The organism is Clostridium sp. CTA-19, from assembly GCF_054767855.1.
The window spans coordinates 80628-100367 of the sequence record NZ_BAAABH010000007.1 but is presented as its reverse complement, the minus strand read 5'-3'; the positions used below and the strand labels follow the sequence as shown (position 1 = coordinate 100367).

Sequence of the window (19740 nt, the reverse complement as noted above, 5' to 3'; positions counted from 1 at the left end):
AAGTGAGAGATTCGTCACTTTGGGAAACGAATAGAGAATATTGCACCACCCTGACGGTGATTTTTTGCAGTAATTGTCCCGCCCTGACGTGTTATAATCATCTTACAAAGAGCCAATCCAATTCCGTATCCTGTAGCATTTGGGTTTTTTCCACGATAAAACCTGTCAAACAAACATGGTAAATCTTCTTTTTCAAAGCCCCTACCACTGTCGTGAATAGCAATCTCAGTAAACAGTGCATTGTCAGTACATACAATCTCAATTTTTCCATTTTCGCCTGCGCTTTCCATACAATTTTTTAGGATATTTTGAATTGCTTCTGAAAGCCAACCTGAATCACCCTGAATAACCACACCTTTAGATACACTTATTTGCAACTCAATATCGTGCAGTTCCATTGATATTAGCAAAGGACGAGCGGCAGCGCATATCAAATTATTTACATCTATCTTTTCACATTGAAACACTACAATACCTGCATCTAAACGAGATAATTTTAATAGGGAAGTGATAAGCCAATCCATACGTACAAGCAATTCCTCTGTTTCCCTAATTAATGCTCTCCTTTCATTTTCCTCGGGGTTATTCGTAAGCAATGACAAAATAAGATTCACAGATGTGAGAGGAGTACGAAGTTGATGGGCTATGTCAGCTAGCGAATCAGCAAGATGTTTTTTTTCCTTTTTTAGTGCATCATTTTGTTCCCTAATACGCATCGTCATTTTTGTTATCTCACTTTGTAAAATAGAAAGTTCACCTTCATCCGATTCACTAATATACAAATGGTCATCATTATGAAGCACACAATCGATTTGATCTGAAATTTGTGAAATACTTTTATATCGAGCTTTGGTAAATACAAAAAACGCTGTTCCAAATGCAATAACAGAAACAATGGTAAGTATTCCCGCTGCTGCATTTATTGCAAATCCCAACGTCACATTGATGGCAGCTATTAATGAGAATAAAATGGTAAACTGTCTAAATTCTCTATTTCGAAGCATGTTCGCCCCCCAATCTATACCCCATTCCTCGAACAGTTAAAATTATTTGCGGTTTTGCTGGATCATTCTCTATCTTTTCTCGCAAACGTTTAATGTACACGGTTAGTGTATTATCATTGACAAACTCTCCTGCAGCATCCCACAATTCGTCAAGTAACTTACCTCTGGTTATAATACTTTTAGAATTACTAATAAACACCAGCAATAATCGGTATTCTAATGCTGAAAGAAAAACCTCTTTACCATTTTTTTTAACAATACCACTTGCCGTATCCACATGAAGACCAAGAATTTCAAAATTCGTTCCAGAACGCCCACTTTTTCGTAGGGCAGTTCCAATTCGTGCAATCAATTCACGTGGACGAAACGGTTTGGTGATATAGTCGTCTGCACCCATATTCAGTCCAGTAACAACACTTGCTTCATCACCTGACGCCGTTAGAAAGATAACGGGAACATCTTCTGTTTCTTTGATTTCTGTGCAAACCGTAAAACCATTTCCATCTGGCAAAGAAATATCAATCAACGCCAAATCAAATTTATTCTCAGTAATGGTTACAAGTGCTTCACTACGAGTAGAGGCATGAATTACTGCAAATCCCTCAGAACGAAGTAAAAGCATAAGGTTTTTAGCGATTGCTTTATCGTCTTCAACCAAAAATATCTTTTTCATTCATTTTCACCAGCCTTTACTTTATTACCTCTATATCGTTCATCAACTGGTTTTTCAGCATCAATTGGAATAAGCCATGTATTTCCTATTTTTTTAGCCCCATTAGTACGTATATTAGAGCAATAGTACTCTACCATACTGTCTGTAATCCCCCAATTTTCTCCTACTTCTTTTGTCGTTATATACTCCACCCATAACACCTCCATAATTTCATTATATTTCTTTTTACAAAAACATACAACTTCAGTTATAAAACAACATAAAGACTACCAACACTTGATTTTTACTTTAGCTATAGACTTGAAGATTGATATAAAAAACTTACAAAAATAATCAATGTAATAAAAAATACTCTTATCAATGTCATCTAATTTTATGATTAATTTAAGTATGGTGTTCATATTGAGATTAAAGGATAAAAAAGCACACTGATCTGATAATATTTCAGATTAATGTGCTTTTTTATTTTATTAATGTGGTGAAATTATGCTTACACCCTACATTATAGCAAAGTAAATTAACACCACTATTCCAAGTACAATTCGATACCATCCAAATACTTTAAAATCATGTTTTTTGATAAAGCTCATTAAGAATTTAATTACAAAGATGGACACTATAAACGCCACCAACATACCAATAATAAGAGTGACTAGTTCTATATTTGTAAAGTCAAATCCAAATTTCAACAACTTTAAAGTGCTAGCCCCAAGCATGGTAGGTACGGCCAGAAAGAAGGTAAACTCCGCTGCTGCCACTCGTGATACCCCTATCAACAAAGCACCTATAATCGTTGCTCCGGAACGAGAAGTACCTGGAATTAATGATAACACTTGAAATAACCCAATCATCAGCGCTGTCCTGTAGCTTATTTTTGCAAGTGTTGCAGTAGTAGCTGTACGCTTTTTGTTCCAGTTTTCAATAATAATAAATAATACACCATAAAAAATTAACATTATTGCAATTACGATTGGGGTTTGAAGATGTGCATCTAAGAAGTCATCAAATAAAACCCCAATGATAGCTGATGGTATACAAGCTACTGCAACCTTAAACCACACATAGATGATATCCTTTTTTATAATGGATTGTGATTTATCTTCAAATTGAAAGGGAAACATTCTTTTCCAAAACATAACAACTACAGCAAGAATTGCTCCAAACTGAATGACAACAAAAAACATTTCCTTGAAGGCTTCACTCATATTAAGAGTAATAAACTCATCTACAAGAAGCATATGTCCTGTACTACTGATAGGTAGCCATTCCGTAATCCCCTCCACTATACCAAGAAATATAACTTTTAAAATTTCAATAAAATTAAGTATCATTATTTCAAATCCTCCTTTTTGAAGTAGTTAAATGTCAATAAAAATCCAACTATAGATACAAAAGCAATAATTGTTATTCCTAAAGTAATTGAATAACCTGTGCTTTGTAATTTTCCTTTTATCAGAAAAAAGGTAGCTGTCCATGGGTATAATGCTCCAAAATCTTGATTTGAAAGCGCTGCACTCCCCATAACGATAACAGCTGAAGCAATTACAGGTGCAACAAATCCCTTTGTTTTTAGAGCGATATAAGCAAAGGGGGAAATTGTTAAATACATAAGAATACTAGCAACTAAATACTTAAAAAGCCACTCAATAGAAATAAGTAAATTATATCCTACCATGTCAAATATAGAATTATATATTCCTGATAAAATCAGAATACCTGCCCAAGTTACAAAGTTAAGTATAACAATCAAAAAAAACAGGGTGATAAACTTTCCCAGCAATAATTTTGTTCTTGAAATTGGTATTGGTAAAATTATTTTTAATGTATTTTCTATATACTCACGACTAAACAAATAGGCGGTAATTACCACATAAATCATCATATTACTTAGTAGCATCATATACAGCAAACTGTTATCATAAACGTTAGTCAGTGTTATAACACGCTCTGGGTGCTGAAAGTGTGTTTGCAATGATTCTATAAACATCATAAATGGCGTGGACATAGCGCCTAGAATACTGATAAGCACCATTTTTGAATTTTTTAACTTTAGTAATTCACAGTAAATAAGACTACGCAATATTGCCACCTCCAATCAATTCAGAAAAATACTCCTCCAAATTTTCCTTTTCTACATTTATATTTGTTACTAATAATCCATTTTCTACAAAAGTTTTGTTAATTTGCCCAGAACTATGAGTGAAGTCATAAACTTTTATTGTATTGCCTTTTATCAAGTAATCTTTAATTTGATAGTGCTTTTCTAATATCTTTGCAGCTGTTGTCCCATCAGACAGATTGAATTCAATATACCTACGATTACGCTTGTGAAGCTCTTCCATGTTAACTTCCTCTATCAATTTACCATTATGCATGACACCAATAGTATCTGCGAGCTGTTCAATCTCACTTAAAACGTGGCTTGAAATAACAATGGTAGTATTCCTACTGTGACTTAACTCAATCAGTAATGAACGAATTTGAGAAATCCCAATAGGATCAAGTCCATTTATTGGTTCGTCTAGAATTAATAATTCAGGTTTATGCATAATTGCTGCAGCAATGCCAAGCCTCTGTTTCATTCCTAATGAATAGTCAGCAAACACTTTCCTTGTTTCCTTTTCTAATCCAACGATATGAAGCGCCTCTTGTATTGAATCTTTAGAAAGCTGTCCTCTCAGTTTTGCAATAATTTGTAAATTTTCATATCCTGTCAAATTATTATAAAAACCTGGTGTTTCAATAATTGATCCTATTTTTCCATAAAGTGTGGGAGTGTTTTTCTTATAATCTGTTCCAAACAATCGAATTTCTCCTCCTGTCGGATAAACAAGCTGTAACATCATCTTCATTGCTGTAGTTTTCCCTGCTCCATTTCTGCCAAGTAAACCATAGATTTTTCCCTTTGGTACATGAAGATTGATGTTATCAACAACGGTAGCACTTCCATATATTTTTGTAAGGTTTTTTGTTTCAATAATAGTTTCCATATCCATCTGTCCCTTCTGTTGTTTTTTATTTTGTGTTGAACATAATTTTATTGTGTGGCTTTATGTCCTAAAAACCAAGAAACCTATCGTCACAATAGAAAAAAGCCCTGACACTTTTCGTGTCAGAGCCTATTTCCAAAGGTTTATAGTTTTTTTACTTTGTTTCACACTGCTTCAATAATACAAATATTTTTATCGTAAAAATCAAAAATAAAAATGTTGTAACATATGGTTCTTTTGCCATAGAAAAAAAACAGATTGCTGCAATGCTTAGTGCTACAGAACATTTTGTTATGTATATGCACAATAACTCTTTATCAAGTCTGATAAAGATAAGTTTAGCGATACCAATACTAATCAAAGCGATAAATATACTCCAATAGATTGCAAGATTTATTGATGTAGTTTCTGTAAATGAAAGTAGGTTCACTGAGTAGATATAGTTTTCAATAGTTTTTCCATATAACGGGAAAATGATAAACATAATCGCCATTAAATCTAGTACAGCACCAATCATATTATAAACTTTTTGCATATTAGAACTATTTTCTGTTTCCGCAAGACTAATAAGTTCCTCACCAGATAACAATTCATCTATAGAAACAGAAAATAGTTTAGATATACATTTTAGCGATTCAATGTTTGGGTAACCTTTTCCACTTTCCCATTTTGAAATTGCTGCCCTTGATACATATAATTGCTTTGCAAGTTGTTCCTGTGTTAAGTTTCTCTGTGCTCTAAGTCGTTGTAACTTTTCATTAAATTCCAAAATAAACCTCCTTCTCTTTTAATATGCTATATCTTCTTGTATTTGATTTTTTATATATTCTTTTATTACCTTTTGCTTCTTCAAACTGTATCAACATAATATACCTTACACCAAAATTGTCTATTTTCATATATGTACTTTTAATTGACATGTCTATCAAACATCATCAAACTATAATTTCTACTCCTTTATGTTCACATAACTTTCTTAATATAGTTCGTATATCTACTTTAATTTTACCGTATATTATCTTTCTTATATACTTTGGTGCAAAAACTATATGATGTTTGCAACTCTATTTTACATAATGTTGCAAGTTCTATTTCCCCACGCAGCTTAAGGAAAATAGATGACTTGCAGGCATACTTTATCTTAAACAATTAGGAGGATACATCTTTTTCGACGTTCAGCCATCCTTTTAGATTCTAAGCCATGTTCTTAGAGTAAGGCTTCAAGTTCTCTTATTATTGCTTTGATTATGACTATATTAATTATCCTCCTTTTGTTTTCTTATGACATTTATCGGTAAAGATTATTTATATTAGACTTCTTTAAAAGATTATTCTCTCTTGGAAACAGGAGAATAGGACAGTGATGCATAATCATTTATATTAGATTCACTTTATAGCTTTTTCTTTAAAAAATACTGTACTATACCATTAGGATAATCATCAAGTTTTCCAAAAATTTCATAACCACATGCTTGATAAAACTCTGGTGCTTGATAGCTAAGACTACAGGTGTGAGATAAAATACAACCATTTTCTTTTGCTATTTTCTCTGCTTTTGATATAAGCTTTTTCCCTAATCCCTTTCCTCTATAGTCTTTATCTATCCACATTATTTCGATATAAATACAAAAATTAAATGTGTCACACAATATAGCACCAATAGTTTTCTCACCATCTTTTAAATATATATTTATGTCAATAGCTGGTTTTTTCAATAACCCATTAGTTCCCTTAGTATTATGCTCAAAAATTCCTTTTAAAACTACATCTAAATCTTCTTTAGTATGGGTGTTAGTCATAGAGATACCTTCAGTTAACTTATCGTTAAAAGCAAGCCCACCCTTTTCATAACTACGAGAATTTAATTTATCCTTCAACTGCTCTATAAGACTATCAATATTCCAACTAAATACATCAACAAGTACCTCTTTTCCTTTTACAGTTTGTATAACTTGTTTAACTACTTCCCCTCCAAGATACTTATAGAATTTACTTGACTCACTCTCGTGAAAATTATTGATTATTAACTTGTTTACCCCATAATCTTCAAATTCAGCTATAATAGTTCTTATTAATTTTAACCCCAATGCCATTCCACGATATTCTTTTTTTACATACAAATAATTTAATTCGACACCATGTTCTGCATCTTCTTTCTTAGCTAAACTCCCACCTACATATCCTAAAAATTTATCTCCATCAAAAGCACCGTATATACGTCTAATATCCTGGCACCTCTTATCGTTTATCCAATTTGATACAAAGGTAAGCTCCTTTTCTATTTTCATGGAATCATAAGGAATAATTCCCGCAAAGTCATCATTCCAACAGTTATAATTTAATTCTACAGCAATTAGCAATTCTTCGTGTGTCAACTCACGTATTATCATTCTTTTCCTCCCTTTATCCACTTCTAGAAGCATTAGCGAACTGTATTAAAGTAGCAATCACTATCAAAGATTAATTGACTAATCCATATATAACAGAAAGAGCCGATGAGATGAGATTTTCAATACTCAAACTATCGACTCTGTGTCTTTATGTCTGTCTTTTTAATTATATACTTATTAAAGTTTCCTGCTTACATTTGGATAATATAATAAAAATTTATCTAATGTTGTATTTTCACAAATTTTAATCCTTGTTTTATTTCCCCATATAGAACAGATTATCTAATGTTTGTTATCAAATTATTATACCTTTTTATATTTATGAAATATCATTTATTGAATTAGCGTTGTTGGATGAACTTTTTTAAAAACCACCATCCCGTTAAACGTATCGCTTGGAACAATATTTGTTGTATAAAGTGATTTTAAAAGTTTTTGCCAACCTGAAATTCCTACATTTAACGTAGTAAGCTTTTGTTGTCCATTCAAAAGTTTTTGCCAATGTACATCATCCATTACTTTTGAGAAGTCAATATAGTAAAAATCACTCTCCATTTTGTCAAGCAGACTATTAAGTTCATTTCGATTCTTAACTTCCATAATACTAAAATCCCCATTACTGCCTTGTGAATTGAATTCCGTATCTTCCGCATCTGTTCCAATGGCGCAATAATCTTCTCCTAAGTTCTTAGTCAGTAATTCACCCAAGCAAGTATAGCCAGAAGCTGAAGTTTTACCTATATGACCATTATGCCCGTTAATAAATATTACACTACCATCGCCATGTTGTAAAAACCAATTCACTTTTTCAAACATATACTTATCTCGCAAAGCATTATAGTCGGCATTATTACTTAATACTGTTTCGCTACATTCATATATTGTATTCGCACTTTCTCTTGCAAAATCAAAAGCAGTTTGTCCAGAAATAGCTACAATATCTGTTTCAGAATCATCCATCTCTTTTAATAGCTCTAAAACATCCGCCTTAGAATTATTCAAAATATCTGTACTTAAATCCAATCTTGCTTCATCAGTTAATTGCGAAAAGGCTGTTTTATATTTTTCACTTAATGTAGGTGCAGCCGTATCCAATACGGAAAACAAGTATTCCTTATTGTTATCATATCTCTGTATATCCATTCCATAAAAGTGCAAGTCTTTTCCATCTTGGGCAGTTTCATTATAGGAACGCATCCACTCTACCAAGCTAGCCATTTCATGCGTACGATAAATATTAAATCCAATTTCTCCAACAACATCTTCAGCTGTTCCCTTGCCCCCATGAATATAAGAATCTACCTTTAATGCTCCTCCAAAGTCACCTTCAATAATGAATGTTCGACTCTCATTGTTTTCAACCAATGCTTTGAATACTTCTGCTTTCATCTGATGGTATTCTTTTGCACCGTGGCTTGCTTCTCCAAGTCCTACAACCTGTACATTTTTTGATACAGCAAAAGTGCTGATATCTGTTTGTAAGTCGCTTAAGTTCACTGGTGCTGTAGCTGTTCTATTTCCACACCCTGTAAATATAGTAATGCTTAATGCCACTATTGTAACAATATTTAAAAAACTTTTTTTATTCATTATTTAATTCCTTTCATAGCTATTGTTATTTTACTGTTAAAATCTACATAATACAAAGAGCGGATAACCACATTTATTACTGTGTATTATAGGCTCTTCGTCTATGCGTCTGTCTCTTTGATAATGGAAATATTGATTTGTTTAACAGAAATTAATGTTTCCCGTTTACATTTAGAATAGTGTAACAGAAAAAATGTGATTGATTTTAAAATTAAACCTATTCATGTTCTTTATTGCGTTTCTTTTCAATTCTTTACTAACCATTCATGTTGAACCAGTAAAGAATGGCAAATATAACAAAAATAAAAGTAACACTACTAATGTGTTAACGATATTGAACTATGTACATGTCCCTATTATTAATATCAATACTCGTACGGAGTTCTACTTCTTTTTCTTCCTTATACGAAATACTTACTATCGCTTCTTCCTTTGTTACAAACAGCCGCTGCCTCCATAAATATCAGTAAACCTAATATTTATAGCAAAGTTTTAATTTTCTTCATCAATTTTTTTAATGGTATCTTCACGAACAGCTTGTCTTAAGGATTTCAAATAATCAGAGAATGCAACCTTATCATCTGCGTAAGTTAGATTGAGTTCAAATTCTTTCGGAATCCAAGTAGACAAGTCAGACACATTGTGCTGAATCAATGCTTCAAGTCCATCAATGGCTTTATAAATCTGTGCTTCAGCTGTTTTACGCTCTGCCATTTCCTCATAAAGTTCTCGCATTTCTACTGCATATTTCTCTGGCAAGGAATTAACCCAACTATACAGTAGCTTTTCTTCGTTCAGTTCGTGGTCTAGGTTTTTTTCAAAAGTAGGAATATCTCCAGTAAAACATTCTCCCAAGTCATGAATAATACACATTCTGATAACCTTATCCATATCAACCTCAGGGAACTCATCTCTCATAAAGAAAGCCATCAAAGTCATCATCCAACTATGTTCTGCAACACTCTCGTGCCTGCCTTTTGAAGTATAGCAATGGCGTGTTGTATCTTTCAGCTTTTCGGCTACCAATAATGCATCCAATAATTTTCTTGCTTTCATATTCATTCCCCCTACAAATTCAAGGTAGTGTCAAGTCTGACATACCTGTTTCTTATTTAAAATTTAACATTTTCAAAAGTTATGTCATTTTTCAAAACAAAAAACAATGATCCCCTATTTTCGTATATAATGAAATCATCACAAAGCAAATATCTACGAAAGAAGGTCATTGTTATGGTTTCAATTACATTTTATTTGCTATCTATTACTCAATACCAATATAAAAATCTATTTACTTTTAAATTTTATTGAATTCATGCCAAGTTATAAAGAGTTTTCAAGTTTCACCTCATACTAATTTACGCAATATCTGCCATTATCAATGATTTTCATAGTCTCTTTCACATAGACATTCCTCCAGCCAATATAGAAGAAATAACTGTGTTTTAGTCGACATCACCGTTTTTAAGTGCATATTCATATAACAAGTCAGTTAAACTTTCAAAATCATTAGCATACCGTTATTCAATAAATTTCCTTTTTAGTTTTTCTCATACTATTATTACATTACTTATATTAAAAGTAAAGTATTTTACATACACAAGAAATAACTAAAACTATAAGGTGTCATAGTAATTTATCAACAAACAGGTACACTTATACACATTTAACACCTGAATTTTCCTGTAATAGTGTTGACAGATTTTAAAAAATAAATTGCCACCATATATAAAATTATGGTGGCAATTTGATAAAAATATCCCTTTATGTTTTATTTAACCTTATAAATTCACTAGTTTAGCTTTTTCTAATTTAACCACAGTTTCAACATGAGCAGTTTGTGGAAACATATCTACTGGTTGTATTTCTAAAGTTTTATATCCTAGTTGTTGTAATATATTTAAATCTCTTGCTAATGTTGCTGGGTCACAAGATACATAAACTATTTTTTTTGGTGACATTTTAGCTATTGAATGTAATAAACTTTCTTCACATCCCTTTCTTGGTGGATCAACAACTACTACATCTGCTTTAATTCCTTTTTCTATTAATTTAGGAATCTCATTTTCAGCTTCCCCCACTATAAACTCTGTATTTGTAACATTATTTTCTTCTGCATTTTTTATAGCATTTTGTATAGCTTGAGGTATTATCTCTACCCCATAAACTTTTTTAGCATTTTGTGATAAGAATAATGAAATTGTTCCAGTTCCGCAGTAAGCATCAAATACAATTTCATCTCCTTGTAAATCGGCATATTCTAAAGCTTTATTATATAGAACTTCTGTTTGTATTGAATTTACTTGAAAAAATGATAATGGAGATATATTGAACTTAAATTCTCCTATAAAATCAGTTATAGTATCTTTTCCATACAAAGTTTTACACTTTTGACCTAGTATTACATTAGTTTGCTTATTATTTATGTTTTGTATAATACTATCTATTCCTTCAATATTATCTTTTAACATACTAACCAATTCTTCTGAATATGGAATACTATTTCCATTAGTAACTACAACTACCATTACTTCTTCAGTCTTAAATCCTTTTCTAATCATTATATGTCTAACTATTCCACTATTCGTTTTTTCATCATAAGTTTCTATATTAAATTTTTTCATCCATTCTTTTACTACTTTTATAACCTTATCTCCGACTTCATCTTGTATGTAACAACATTCCATATTTATTATGTCATGACTTCTTGGGGCATAGAATCCAACAACGATTTCACCATCTTTATTCTTTCCTACTGGAAGTTGAACTTTATTTCTATAGTTATATGGGGTTTCCATACCTATAGTATTATGTATTTTCACATCTTCTAACTTACCAATTCTTTTAATAACATCTCTTACTCTTTCAGTTTTGAAGCTTAATTGAGCTTCATATGTACTATGTTGAAGATTACAACCACCGCATCTTTTATATGTACTACAGGCTGGTTCAGTTCTTGATTCAGATGAAGACAGAACTTCTATAAGCTTTCCTACACCATAATTCTTATTAATTTTTATTAATTTAATTTTTACTGTTTCATCTTTTAAAGCTCCTTCAACAAAAACAGTAAAATTATCTATTTTTCCAACACCTTCACCTTGATGACCACTATTTTCTATTTTTATTATATACTCCTTATTCTTTTCAACGTTACAATTAACTATATTATTTTTACCCATAAAATCACCTTTCCTAAATACACAGTAAATAACTGTGCATTGAATTTTATATAAATGCTTAAATTGATTATTCCCTTTATTTTTTCAATTATAACTTACTTATTCTATTCCATAGTGAAACAATTATCTATTTTTATAGTTTAAATTACTCTCTATAAAACAGTACATCCATATATTTTAACAAACTTTCTTTTAATTTAAAAGAAATTAACCATATATAGATTTTTTAAATTTTATTCAAGTCATTACTCTCGATTAAAAATATCTATACTGTCAATACTCATAATAAAACAAGCTTTATTTATCAATTTAAAGCCATATAAAATTCTTATGTTATTTATGACATAAAATAGATATTTAAGGAGTGTATAAAAATGGGAAGATATGCAAGAGAAAAAGCGCCTCATGCAATATACCATATTATTATAAAAAGTGTAAAAGACAGGTTATTATTTAATTGTGATGCTGATAAAAATATGTTTATGATTAAACTAAAGGAAAGTCAATTAAAGTATCCATTTAAATTATATGCATTTTGTTTAATGGATAATCATGCACATCTACTTATAGATTCACAGAATCAAGATATTTCTGTAATAATGAAAAGTTTAAATTTAAGATATGTTAAATTTTATAATAAAAAATATGATTTAGACTCTAGACTATGCAAGGAAAGATTTAAAAGTGAAATGATTACTACTGATGAGTATTTAATAAATGCTTCTATCTATATTCATAGAAACCCAAAAGATTTACCAGGATTTTTAGAACGACCACAAGATTATGTATTTTCAAGTATGCGTGTTTATTTAGGAGGCAAAGATGAATTTGATGTTTTAGATATTGATATGATACTAGAAATAATGTGTAAAAATAAAAGAAAAGCTAGAAAAGAATATAAAGAAGTATTTGAAGCTACAATGAATCAACAAGTATCAAACTTTAAAGATATAAATTTAAAATTTAAAATTAAAGATGAAAAATTTACTAATGAAAAAGGCATATTAAAACCTGAATTATCAATAAAAGAAATTACTAATTTTGTAGCCAAAGAAGAAAATTTAAATCCGAATGAAATTTTCATCAAAAATAGAAGTAGAAATCAAAATGCAAGAGCAATGATTTCTTTACTTGCAACAGCACTTTGTGGAAAAACATGCAAAGAAATAGCTACAATTTTAGGTAACCTAACTTCTAGCAGAGTATCACAACTTGGCAACAAAGCAATTGATCTAGTTCTAACTAACAATAAATATAAAACGCTCTTTGAAAATTTTATAAATTTTTAATTTTTAAAATTAAATAAAACAAAAATGGTATTCAAAAAATTTTTTTTAATAATTTTGCAATAAATAATGTTAATAAAATGGACAAGCCTGTGTTTTATTATAAAACTAATTCTTTTATTTATTATTATTATAAGTGACACTCATTAAATATTTTTAACTACCCTAATTACTTATAATACTTATGGTGACAGTTATTTATTATTTTATATTACTTGTTTATTTTTATTAATTAATAACTGTCACTTTAAATTAAATTTTTAAATCAAATAAAAATAGTTGAATTTTAAAAATTCTTTACTTATACTTCAATTAACTAATATTTTATAATTTTAACTAAATAAAATAAAAAATAAATACAAAGGAGATTTATGATGTTATACAGTTTTAAAAATGATTATAGTGAAGGCGCTCATCCCAAAATTTTAAACTCTTTAATAGAGTCAAATCTTACCCAAGAAGAAGGTTATGGAAATGATACACATACCAAAAATGCCATTTATAAAATAAAAGGCTTAATAGATAATAAAAACATTGATATTCATCTAATTTCTGGTGGTACCCAAACAAACTTAATTGCAATTGGTGCTTTTTTAAAGCCTTATGAAGCATGTATATCTGCAAATACAGGACATATTGCTGTTAATGAAACTGGTGCAATTGAATATACTGGACATAAAGTTATCACAGTAGATTCAAATGATGGAAAGGTAACTCCAAATAAAATTGAAGAAATTTTAAATGCTTATGGAAATGAACATGTAGTCAAACCCAAACTTGTATATATTTCTAACCCTACAGAACTAGGTACTGTCTATACAAAAAATGAACTAAAATCACTAAGCGAATTTTGCAAATCCAATAATCTAATTTTATATGCAGATGGTGCAAGACTTGGTTGTGCACTTTGTGTTAAAGATGCAAATTTAACACTATCAGATATGTGTGATTTTACAGACTCATTTTTTATTGGGGGAACTAAAAATGGTGCCCTTCTTGGTGAAGCTTTAGTTATTAAAAATGATTTTTTAAGAGAAGATTTTAGATATCATCTAAAACAAAAAGGTGCTCTACTTGCAAAAGGAAAACTTCTTGGAATACAATTTGAGGAATTATTTAAGGATAACCTTTACTTTGAATTAGCAAATCATTCTAATATTATGGCAAATCATTTAGCTAATGGGTTAAAAGAAGCTAACTGTGAATTTTTAATTGATTCTCCAACGAATCAGATTTTTCCTATACTAGAAAATAATTTAATTGAAAAATTACAAAAAAAATTTGGCTTCTATGTATGGAAAAAAATAAATGATACTCATTCAGCTATTAGATTAGTTACATCTTGGGCTACAAAAGAAGAAGCTGTAACTGAATTTATAAATGAAGTTAAAAAATAAAAGTAACTTATTATATTTGAGTGACAATTATTAATTAATGATTGTCACTCAAATACTTTGTTTGCAATATTTAATGAGTGTCACCTTATGTAAAGTTAAGTTAAGTTAATTTATTTTATATATTTAATGTCTGTCACCTTAGAACACCAAAAGAAAGAACTATATTCTTAAAGCTATAGTTCTTTCTTTACACATATAAAAATATACAAGAATACCAATCTCTATTTTTTAAATGTTGAACATTCTGTTCTTGTGCTTGACAATGCAGTTTGACCATTGATTTGTATGTAATCTGCTGAACATACATTTCCTATGTTATATACGCAATTTCTTGCATCACATTCTATTTTGGGATACATTTCTATAGACGTATTAGTAAATGCTTGTTTTATTTCGCCTTGAATATTCATATTAAACATATTAGCTAATGAATTTTTAAGTCCCTTTTCAGCAAATGAATCACATTGAGTAAATGCACTACTTTCAGCATTTCCCCCTCTTACTTTAATTACACTGGCACCACACAATCCATTAGCATTATATAAACAATTTTGGGCATTACAACTTAAACTTCCATTCATAAAATCACATCCTTATTTAAATTCTTTTAAATAATAGGTTTACCTATCTATATTGTGTGAACTGAGGAAAATTTTATGTATGAAAATCAAAAGTTAATATTTATTTTAATTTATAACAATAAAACTCTAATTAAACTTTAGTTTTAAAAATTTAATTAGAGTTTTATACTTTTAATCTACTTTAAATAATTCAACCTTTTCTTTCATCATTTTAGTCATATTGGATAATTTTAATGATGAACTAGCTACTTCTTCTGATGATGCATTCATTTCTTCAGCTATTGCTGCTATTTCTTGTGATGATGCTGATACTTCTTCTGATACAGACATTACACTTTGTGCTTTACCATTTATAACATCTTTCCTTTCTATAATTTTTAATGCTAAGCCTTGACTACCTTTGATTTTAGGGTTCATGTTGTCTACTGCTATTTTTATTTTTTCAAAAGTATCTACAGCCTTGTTTATGATTTCACTTTGTGATTCTACTTCTCCCTTAACAATTTCTGTGGTTTCTACCATGATTCCAGTTTCTTTAAATACCGCATTTAATAACCCCGTTATGCTACCTGCAGACATTTTGCTTTGTTCTGCAAGTTTTCTTATTTCATCTGCTACAACAGCAAATCCTTTACCACTCTCTCCTACCCTAGCTGCTTCTATGGCTGCATTTAATGCTAATAGGTTGGTTTGCTCTGCTATACTGTTTATAATATTTATGATTTCATTTATTTTATCTATATTTCCTTCAACTGACTTTACTTTTTGCACTAAATTTCCAAAGGCCTTATTCACATTTTCAGATGAAACTATAACACTATCCATATCTTCATTGCTTTCTTTAGATAAATTATAAATCCCTTTGTTTTCTTGTCCAATTTCATTTATAGCTTCCATAACTAATTCTACACTATTGTTGAATTCTTCAAGCATTGAAACCATTATGCCCATATCTTCTGTCTGATTTTGAGTACCACTAGATACATTTTGAATTGAAATTGCCACTGAATCTGTTGACGTTGCCATTTCTTCAGATATACTTGCTAAATTTTCACTGTAACTATCTATACTCTGAGCACTTTCTTTTATTGCATTTATGGTTTCTCTTATAGATATTTGCATACTCTTCATAGATTTTGCCATTATTCCTAGTTCGTCAGTTCTATTTATTAATCCTTCATTAATTTCAACAGTCATATCCCCTTTTCCAATAACATCTAAAGCTTTCGTTGCACCTTTTAAACCTTTATTTATAGACTTAACTTGAATTATTATAATTCCACTTCCTAATAGTATAAATAATATTGAAATTAATATTGAGTAATTTTGTATAGTTTTTATGCCTTTTAAAACCTCATCTTTTTTTACTTCAATACCAACAGTCCAATCTGTTCCTTCTATATCTTTATATGTTAAATAAAACTCTTTGCCCTTTGAACTATAGGCTTCTATACCTTCATTTTTTTCAATCATACTATTTAATGCAACTTTAAAGCCCTTTAAATCTGGATCCTTTTCTACCTCTTCTTTTAAGTTGAAATTTCCTACCTTTTCTATATCATTGCATCCAATAACATTTCCATTTGCATCTAAAATATATGCATTAGAAGTTTTTCCTACTTTTATATTTTTCACTGTTTCACTAAATACTTCAGCATTTCTAATAGCCACCAATACACTAGTTATTTCTCCTCTATCATTTTTTATTGGTGCTGCGTATGCATTTATAATAGCACCATTATCTTCTTTGTTTAAGCTTTTAGCTGGTGTACTTAATGTAACTTTTCCGTTTAAAGCATCTTTAAAGTATTCTCTATCATTTATATCTAATACTGTTTTACCATCACTAGCTACAAATTTTCCATTTTTATCAGAAATCCCTATTCTTATGAATCCATTTACTTCCAAGTTGTTTTGTAATGTCTTCGCTCTTTCTTCTATAGCTACTGATTCACTCCTAACATCTTTATCTAATGATAAATTTTCAACAACTTTCATATTACCATTTATATTTTCATGTATATAATTTGCGCACATAGCAGTTGTCTCTGGTAATGTTGTACTTAAAAAATCAGTTAATGCTTTTTTAGCTATAGTTATAGATACTGTTGCAAATAATATGCATATTACAATTATAATTCCAATAAAACTTACTAGTAATCTACTTCCTATACTTTTAAATTCTAATCTATGGATATATTTTTTCTTCATAAAAACCTCCTAATTTAAATTTTATTAAAATTGTGTAAAAATTGTTAATTATTATTTAACTTTATTAATATCGTTCATTTAAAAATTTTCTTTATATTTTAAATTATCACGCAAAAAGTGTTTAAGAATAATTTTAAATCTTATTCTTAAACACTTTTTTATTATACTTTAAATTTTTCTACTTCACATTTCATGGTTTTAGTCATATCAGTTAAATTTAATGCTGAACTTGCAACTTCTTCTGATGATGCATTCATTTCTTCTGATATTGCAGCAATTTCTTGTGATGATGCTGCAATTTCTTGTGATATAGACATAACATTTTGTACTTTTTCATTTATACTCTCTTTACTTGTAACTATTTCTTTTACTAAGCCCTGACTATCTGTAATTTTAGGTGTTATATTATTTACAGCTTCTTTTATTTTTTCAAAGCTACCTACAGCACCATTTATGATTTCACTTTGAGATTCTATCTCTCCTTTAACAATTTCTGTAGTTTGAACCATTATTCCTGTTTCATTAAATACAGTATTTAATAAATTAGTTATACTATGTGCAGACATTTTGCTTTGTTCTGCAAGTTTTCTTATTTCATCTGCTACAACAGCAAATCCTTTTCCACTTTCTCCTACTCTTGCAGCTTCTATAGCTGCATTTAAAGCAAGTAAATTAGTTTGTTCTGATATACTATTTATAAGAGTTATAATCTCATTTATTTTATTTATATTTTCTTCAACAGATTTTACCTTGTCAACTAAACTTCTAAAACCATCATTTACATTTGATACTGAAACTGTAACTTTTTGCATATCCCCATTACTTTTTTCAGATAAAGTATAAATTTCCTTATTTTCGCTTCCTATTTCATTTATAGATAACATAACCATTTCTATCCTATGATTAAAGTCTTCAAGCATTGAAAACATGCTACTCATATCTTCAGATTGATTTTGAATTCCAGTTGAAACTTCTTGAATTGAATTTGCAACTGAATCAGTTGAACTTGCCATTTCTTCAGATATACTAGCTAGATTTTCACTATAGTTATCTATATTTTCTGCATTTTCTCTTATAGATTTTATAGTAGAACTTACAGAACCCTGCATAGTTTTCATTGCTTTTCCCATTATTCCAAGCTCATCCGTTCTTTCTATTAACTTTTCATCTATATTGACAGTCATATCTCCATTTCCTATAACATTTAATGCATTAGTAGCATTTTTTAGCCCCTTATTTATAGATTTAATTTGATACATTATAAGAATGCTACCTATAACTAAACAAATTAAAGCTGCAACAAAGGAACTTACTTGTATTGTTTTAACATCCTTTAAAACTTCATTTTTTTCTATCTTAATTCCTAATGTCCAGTCAGTATCTAGAATATTGTTATAACTTAAAAAAATATCCTTACTACCATTATTGTATAATTCTATACCTTTTTCATTTTTAATCATATTGTCTAAAACTTTATCAAAACCTTTTAAGCTTTCTTCTGTTTTACAAGCTTCTTTTAAATTTACTGTTCCTATACGGGAAATATCTTTATCACCTACAATTTCACCATCATTACTTACAATAAAAGCTTCTCCTGTTTCTCCTATTTGAATATTTTTTACAATTTCATTAAAAAAATCTGCCTTTTCAATTGCAACTAATACATTTATAATTTGTCCATTTCGATCTTTTATTGGCGATGCATATGCACTAACTATGGCTCCATTATCTTTTTCATTAATACTAGGACTTGGCGCACTTACAGATACCTTCCCACCTAATGCTTCTTTAAAATATTCTCTTTTACTTATATTAGTGTTACTATCATTAAATTTAATATTTCCATTCTTATCAGCTATACCAATTCTTAAGAATCCATTTAACTTTAAAGCTGATTCTAATGTTTTTAATTTTTCATCTACTGATAATTTATCATCTATCACCAAATCATTTGCAGATAAATTTTCAACAGCTCTTTTACTTATTTCTAATTTTTCATGTATATATTTTGAACTCATTTCTGTAGTTTGTGGTAACGTCGAGTTTAATAATCTATTTAATGCATTTCTAGCTATAAAGCTTGATATTACTGATAAAGATGTACATATAGCAAAAGTTACTAATAAAAATACTGTTAGTAACTTAGCTCCTATGCCTTTGGGCTTAAAAAAATTTTTAATTTGTTTTTTCATTACACTCACCTACTTAAATTACTTTTAGTTAGAATTTCTTAAAAGCTTGTTTTCCATATATGCTTTTACTCGTGTATTTTTATGAATTCTTTATTATAATTAAAATTTGATTTTATAATAAGTACTATAGGGTTCCAATTTAAGTTTTAAAATTATTCATTTATCAAATGAGAAAATTTAAATCAATATTTTATCAATAACTAACAGATTATTTTAGTTAAAAGTTAATTGTATCCCTATATTACTA

At 29.4% G+C, this 19740-nt stretch carries 18 protein-coding genes and 1 pseudogene; 2 read left to right on the top strand and 17 right to left on the bottom strand.

Annotated elements, in window-relative coordinates; genetic code table 11:
* Positions 1-14: 14 nt before the first annotated feature.
* From ACYUE0_RS05810 to rlmD, 14 genes and pseudogenes are all read right to left on the bottom strand, one after another.
* Positions 15-1004, bottom strand: a complete 990-nt coding sequence (locus tag ACYUE0_RS05810; protein ID WP_460269833.1) for a sensor histidine kinase — start codon at positions 1002-1004, stop codon at positions 15-17.
* Positions 991-1677, bottom strand: a complete 687-nt coding sequence (locus ACYUE0_RS05805; RefSeq protein ID WP_460269832.1) for a response regulator transcription factor — start codon at positions 1675-1677, stop codon at positions 991-993. Before ACYUE0_RS05805 ends, ACYUE0_RS05810 begins: the two co-directional genes overlap by 14 nt.
* Positions 1674-1868: a DNA-binding protein gene (locus ACYUE0_RS05800; RefSeq protein ID WP_460269831.1), complete on the bottom strand. Its 195-nt coding sequence runs from the start codon at positions 1866-1868 to the stop codon at positions 1674-1676. Before ACYUE0_RS05800 ends, ACYUE0_RS05805 begins: the two co-directional genes overlap by 4 nt.
* A gap of 306 nt (positions 1869-2174) precedes the next feature.
* Positions 2175-3008 (bottom strand): undecaprenyl-diphosphate phosphatase, encoded by an 834-nt coding sequence (locus ACYUE0_RS05795; RefSeq protein WP_199870352.1) that lies wholly within the window; start codon positions 3006-3008, stop codon positions 2175-2177.
* A complete protein-coding gene (locus ACYUE0_RS05790; protein WP_460269870.1) occupies positions 3008-3766 on the bottom strand; it encodes an ABC transporter permease in 759 nt (252 codons plus the stop codon). The genes ACYUE0_RS05795 and ACYUE0_RS05790 overlap by 1 nt, the downstream gene beginning before the upstream one ends.
* Entirely contained in the window at positions 3750-4667 is a 918-nt protein-coding gene (locus tag ACYUE0_RS05785) for an ABC transporter ATP-binding protein (RefSeq protein ID WP_460269869.1), read from the bottom strand. Before ACYUE0_RS05785 ends, ACYUE0_RS05790 begins: the two co-directional genes overlap by 17 nt.
* Positions 4668-4821: 154 nt before the next feature.
* Positions 4822-5436: a helix-turn-helix domain-containing protein gene (locus ACYUE0_RS05780; RefSeq protein WP_460269830.1), complete on the bottom strand. Its 615-nt coding sequence runs from the start codon at positions 5434-5436 to the stop codon at positions 4822-4824.
* Between the two features lie 18 nt (positions 5437-5454).
* Positions 5455-5716: pseudogene (locus tag ACYUE0_RS05775) on the bottom strand (transposase).
* A gap of 342 nt (positions 5717-6058) precedes the next feature.
* Positions 6059-7057 carry a GNAT family N-acetyltransferase gene (locus ACYUE0_RS05770; RefSeq protein ID WP_460269828.1) on the bottom strand — a complete coding sequence of 333 codons (999 nt, stop codon included), beginning with the start codon at positions 7055-7057 and terminating at the stop codon, positions 6059-6061.
* Positions 7058-7234: 177 nt separating this feature from the next.
* Complete coding sequence (locus ACYUE0_RS05765; RefSeq protein ID WP_460269868.1) at positions 7235-7327, bottom strand: hypothetical protein; 93 nt, start codon at positions 7325-7327, stop codon at positions 7235-7237.
* Positions 7328-7390: 63 nt separating this feature from the next.
* The gene (locus ACYUE0_RS05760) at positions 7391-8647 is read right to left on the bottom strand and encodes an erythromycin esterase family protein (protein ID WP_460269827.1); all 1257 of its coding nucleotides are present in this window, start codon (positions 8645-8647) and stop codon (positions 7391-7393) included.
* Between the two features lie 101 nt (positions 8648-8748).
* Entirely contained in the window at positions 8749-8835 is an 87-nt protein-coding gene (locus ACYUE0_RS05755) for a cysteine-rich KTR domain-containing protein (RefSeq protein ID WP_268869860.1), read from the bottom strand.
* Between the two features lie 304 nt (positions 8836-9139).
* Positions 9140-9703: an HD domain-containing protein gene (locus ACYUE0_RS05750; protein ID WP_061996873.1), complete on the bottom strand. Its 564-nt coding sequence runs from the start codon at positions 9701-9703 to the stop codon at positions 9140-9142.
* A gap of 722 nt (positions 9704-10425) precedes the next feature.
* Positions 10426-11826, bottom strand: coding sequence for a 23S rRNA (uracil(1939)-C(5))-methyltransferase RlmD (gene rlmD / locus ACYUE0_RS05745; protein WP_460269826.1), 1401 nt, complete (start codon positions 11824-11826; stop codon positions 10426-10428).
* Between the two features lie 374 nt (positions 11827-12200).
* Between rlmD and ACYUE0_RS05740 the strand changes: the two genes are divergently transcribed.
* Both ACYUE0_RS05740 and ACYUE0_RS05735 read left to right on the top strand, forming a co-directional pair.
* The gene (locus tag ACYUE0_RS05740; protein ID WP_460269825.1) at positions 12201-13115 is read left to right on the top strand and encodes a transposase; all 915 of its coding nucleotides are present in this window, start codon (positions 12201-12203) and stop codon (positions 13113-13115) included.
* A 371-nt stretch (positions 13116-13486) separates the two neighbouring features.
* Positions 13487-14509 carry a threonine aldolase family protein gene (locus ACYUE0_RS05735; protein ID WP_460269824.1) on the top strand — a complete coding sequence of 341 codons (1023 nt, stop codon included), beginning with the start codon at positions 13487-13489 and terminating at the stop codon, positions 14507-14509.
* A gap of 221 nt (positions 14510-14730) precedes the next feature.
* Here the strand turns inward: ACYUE0_RS05735 and ACYUE0_RS05730 are convergent, their stop codons facing one another.
* The 3 genes from ACYUE0_RS05730 to ACYUE0_RS05720 all read right to left on the bottom strand — a co-directional run bounded on the left by ACYUE0_RS05730 (position 14731) and on the right by ACYUE0_RS05720 (position 19493).
* A complete protein-coding gene (locus ACYUE0_RS05730; protein ID WP_061995788.1) occupies positions 14731-15090 on the bottom strand; it encodes a DUF1540 domain-containing protein in 360 nt (119 codons plus the stop codon).
* 171 nt (positions 15091-15261) lie between these two features.
* The gene (locus tag ACYUE0_RS05725) at positions 15262-17301 is read right to left on the bottom strand and encodes a methyl-accepting chemotaxis protein (protein WP_061995789.1); all 2040 of its coding nucleotides are present in this window, start codon (positions 17299-17301) and stop codon (positions 15262-15264) included.
* A 161-nt stretch (positions 17302-17462) separates the two neighbouring features.
* The gene (locus ACYUE0_RS05720; RefSeq protein WP_460269823.1) at positions 17463-19493 is read right to left on the bottom strand and encodes a methyl-accepting chemotaxis protein; all 2031 of its coding nucleotides are present in this window, start codon (positions 19491-19493) and stop codon (positions 17463-17465) included.
* Between the last annotated feature and the right edge of the window lie 247 nt (positions 19494-19740).

What these genes read in the sequence shown, in the direction of transcription:
- ACYUE0_RS05760 (WP_460269827.1), bottom strand. Translation starts at nt 8,647, where the DNA reads ATGAATAAAAAAAGTTTTTTAAATATTGTTACAATAGTGGCATTAAGC.
- ACYUE0_RS05795 (WP_199870352.1), bottom strand. Translation starts at nt 3,008, where the DNA reads ATGATACTTAATTTTATTGAAATTTTAAAAGTTATATTTCTTGGTATA.
- ACYUE0_RS05735 (WP_460269824.1), top strand. Translation starts at nt 13,487, where the DNA reads ATGTTATACAGTTTTAAAAATGATTATAGTGAAGGCGCTCATCCCAAA.
- ACYUE0_RS05740 (WP_460269825.1), top strand. Translation starts at nt 12,201, where the DNA reads ATGGGAAGATATGCAAGAGAAAAAGCGCCTCATGCAATATACCATATT.
- ACYUE0_RS05720 (WP_460269823.1), bottom strand. Translation starts at nt 19,493, where the DNA reads ATGAAAAAACAAATTAAAAATTTTTTTAAGCCCAAAGGCATAGGAGCT.
- ACYUE0_RS05770 (WP_460269828.1), bottom strand. Translation starts at nt 7,057, where the DNA reads ATGATAATACGTGAGTTGACACACGAAGAATTGCTAATTGCTGTAGAA.
- ACYUE0_RS05810 (WP_460269833.1), bottom strand. Translation starts at nt 1,004, where the DNA reads ATGCTTCGAAATAGAGAATTTAGACAGTTTACCATTTTATTCTCATTA.
- ACYUE0_RS05730 (WP_061995788.1), bottom strand. Translation starts at nt 15,090, where the DNA reads ATGAATGGAAGTTTAAGTTGTAATGCCCAAAATTGTTTATATAATGCT.
- rlmD (WP_460269826.1), bottom strand. Translation starts at nt 11,826, where the DNA reads ATGGGTAAAAATAATATAGTTAATTGTAACGTTGAAAAGAATAAGGAG.
- ACYUE0_RS05785 (WP_460269869.1), bottom strand. Translation starts at nt 4,667, where the DNA reads ATGGAAACTATTATTGAAACAAAAAACCTTACAAAAATATATGGAAGT.
- ACYUE0_RS05805 (WP_460269832.1), bottom strand. Translation starts at nt 1,677, where the DNA reads ATGAAAAAGATATTTTTGGTTGAAGACGATAAAGCAATCGCTAAAAAC.
- ACYUE0_RS05725 (WP_061995789.1), bottom strand. Translation starts at nt 17,301, where the DNA reads ATGAAGAAAAAATATATCCATAGATTAGAATTTAAAAGTATAGGAAGT.
- ACYUE0_RS05750 (WP_061996873.1), bottom strand. Translation starts at nt 9,703, where the DNA reads ATGAAAGCAAGAAAATTATTGGATGCATTATTGGTAGCCGAAAAGCTG.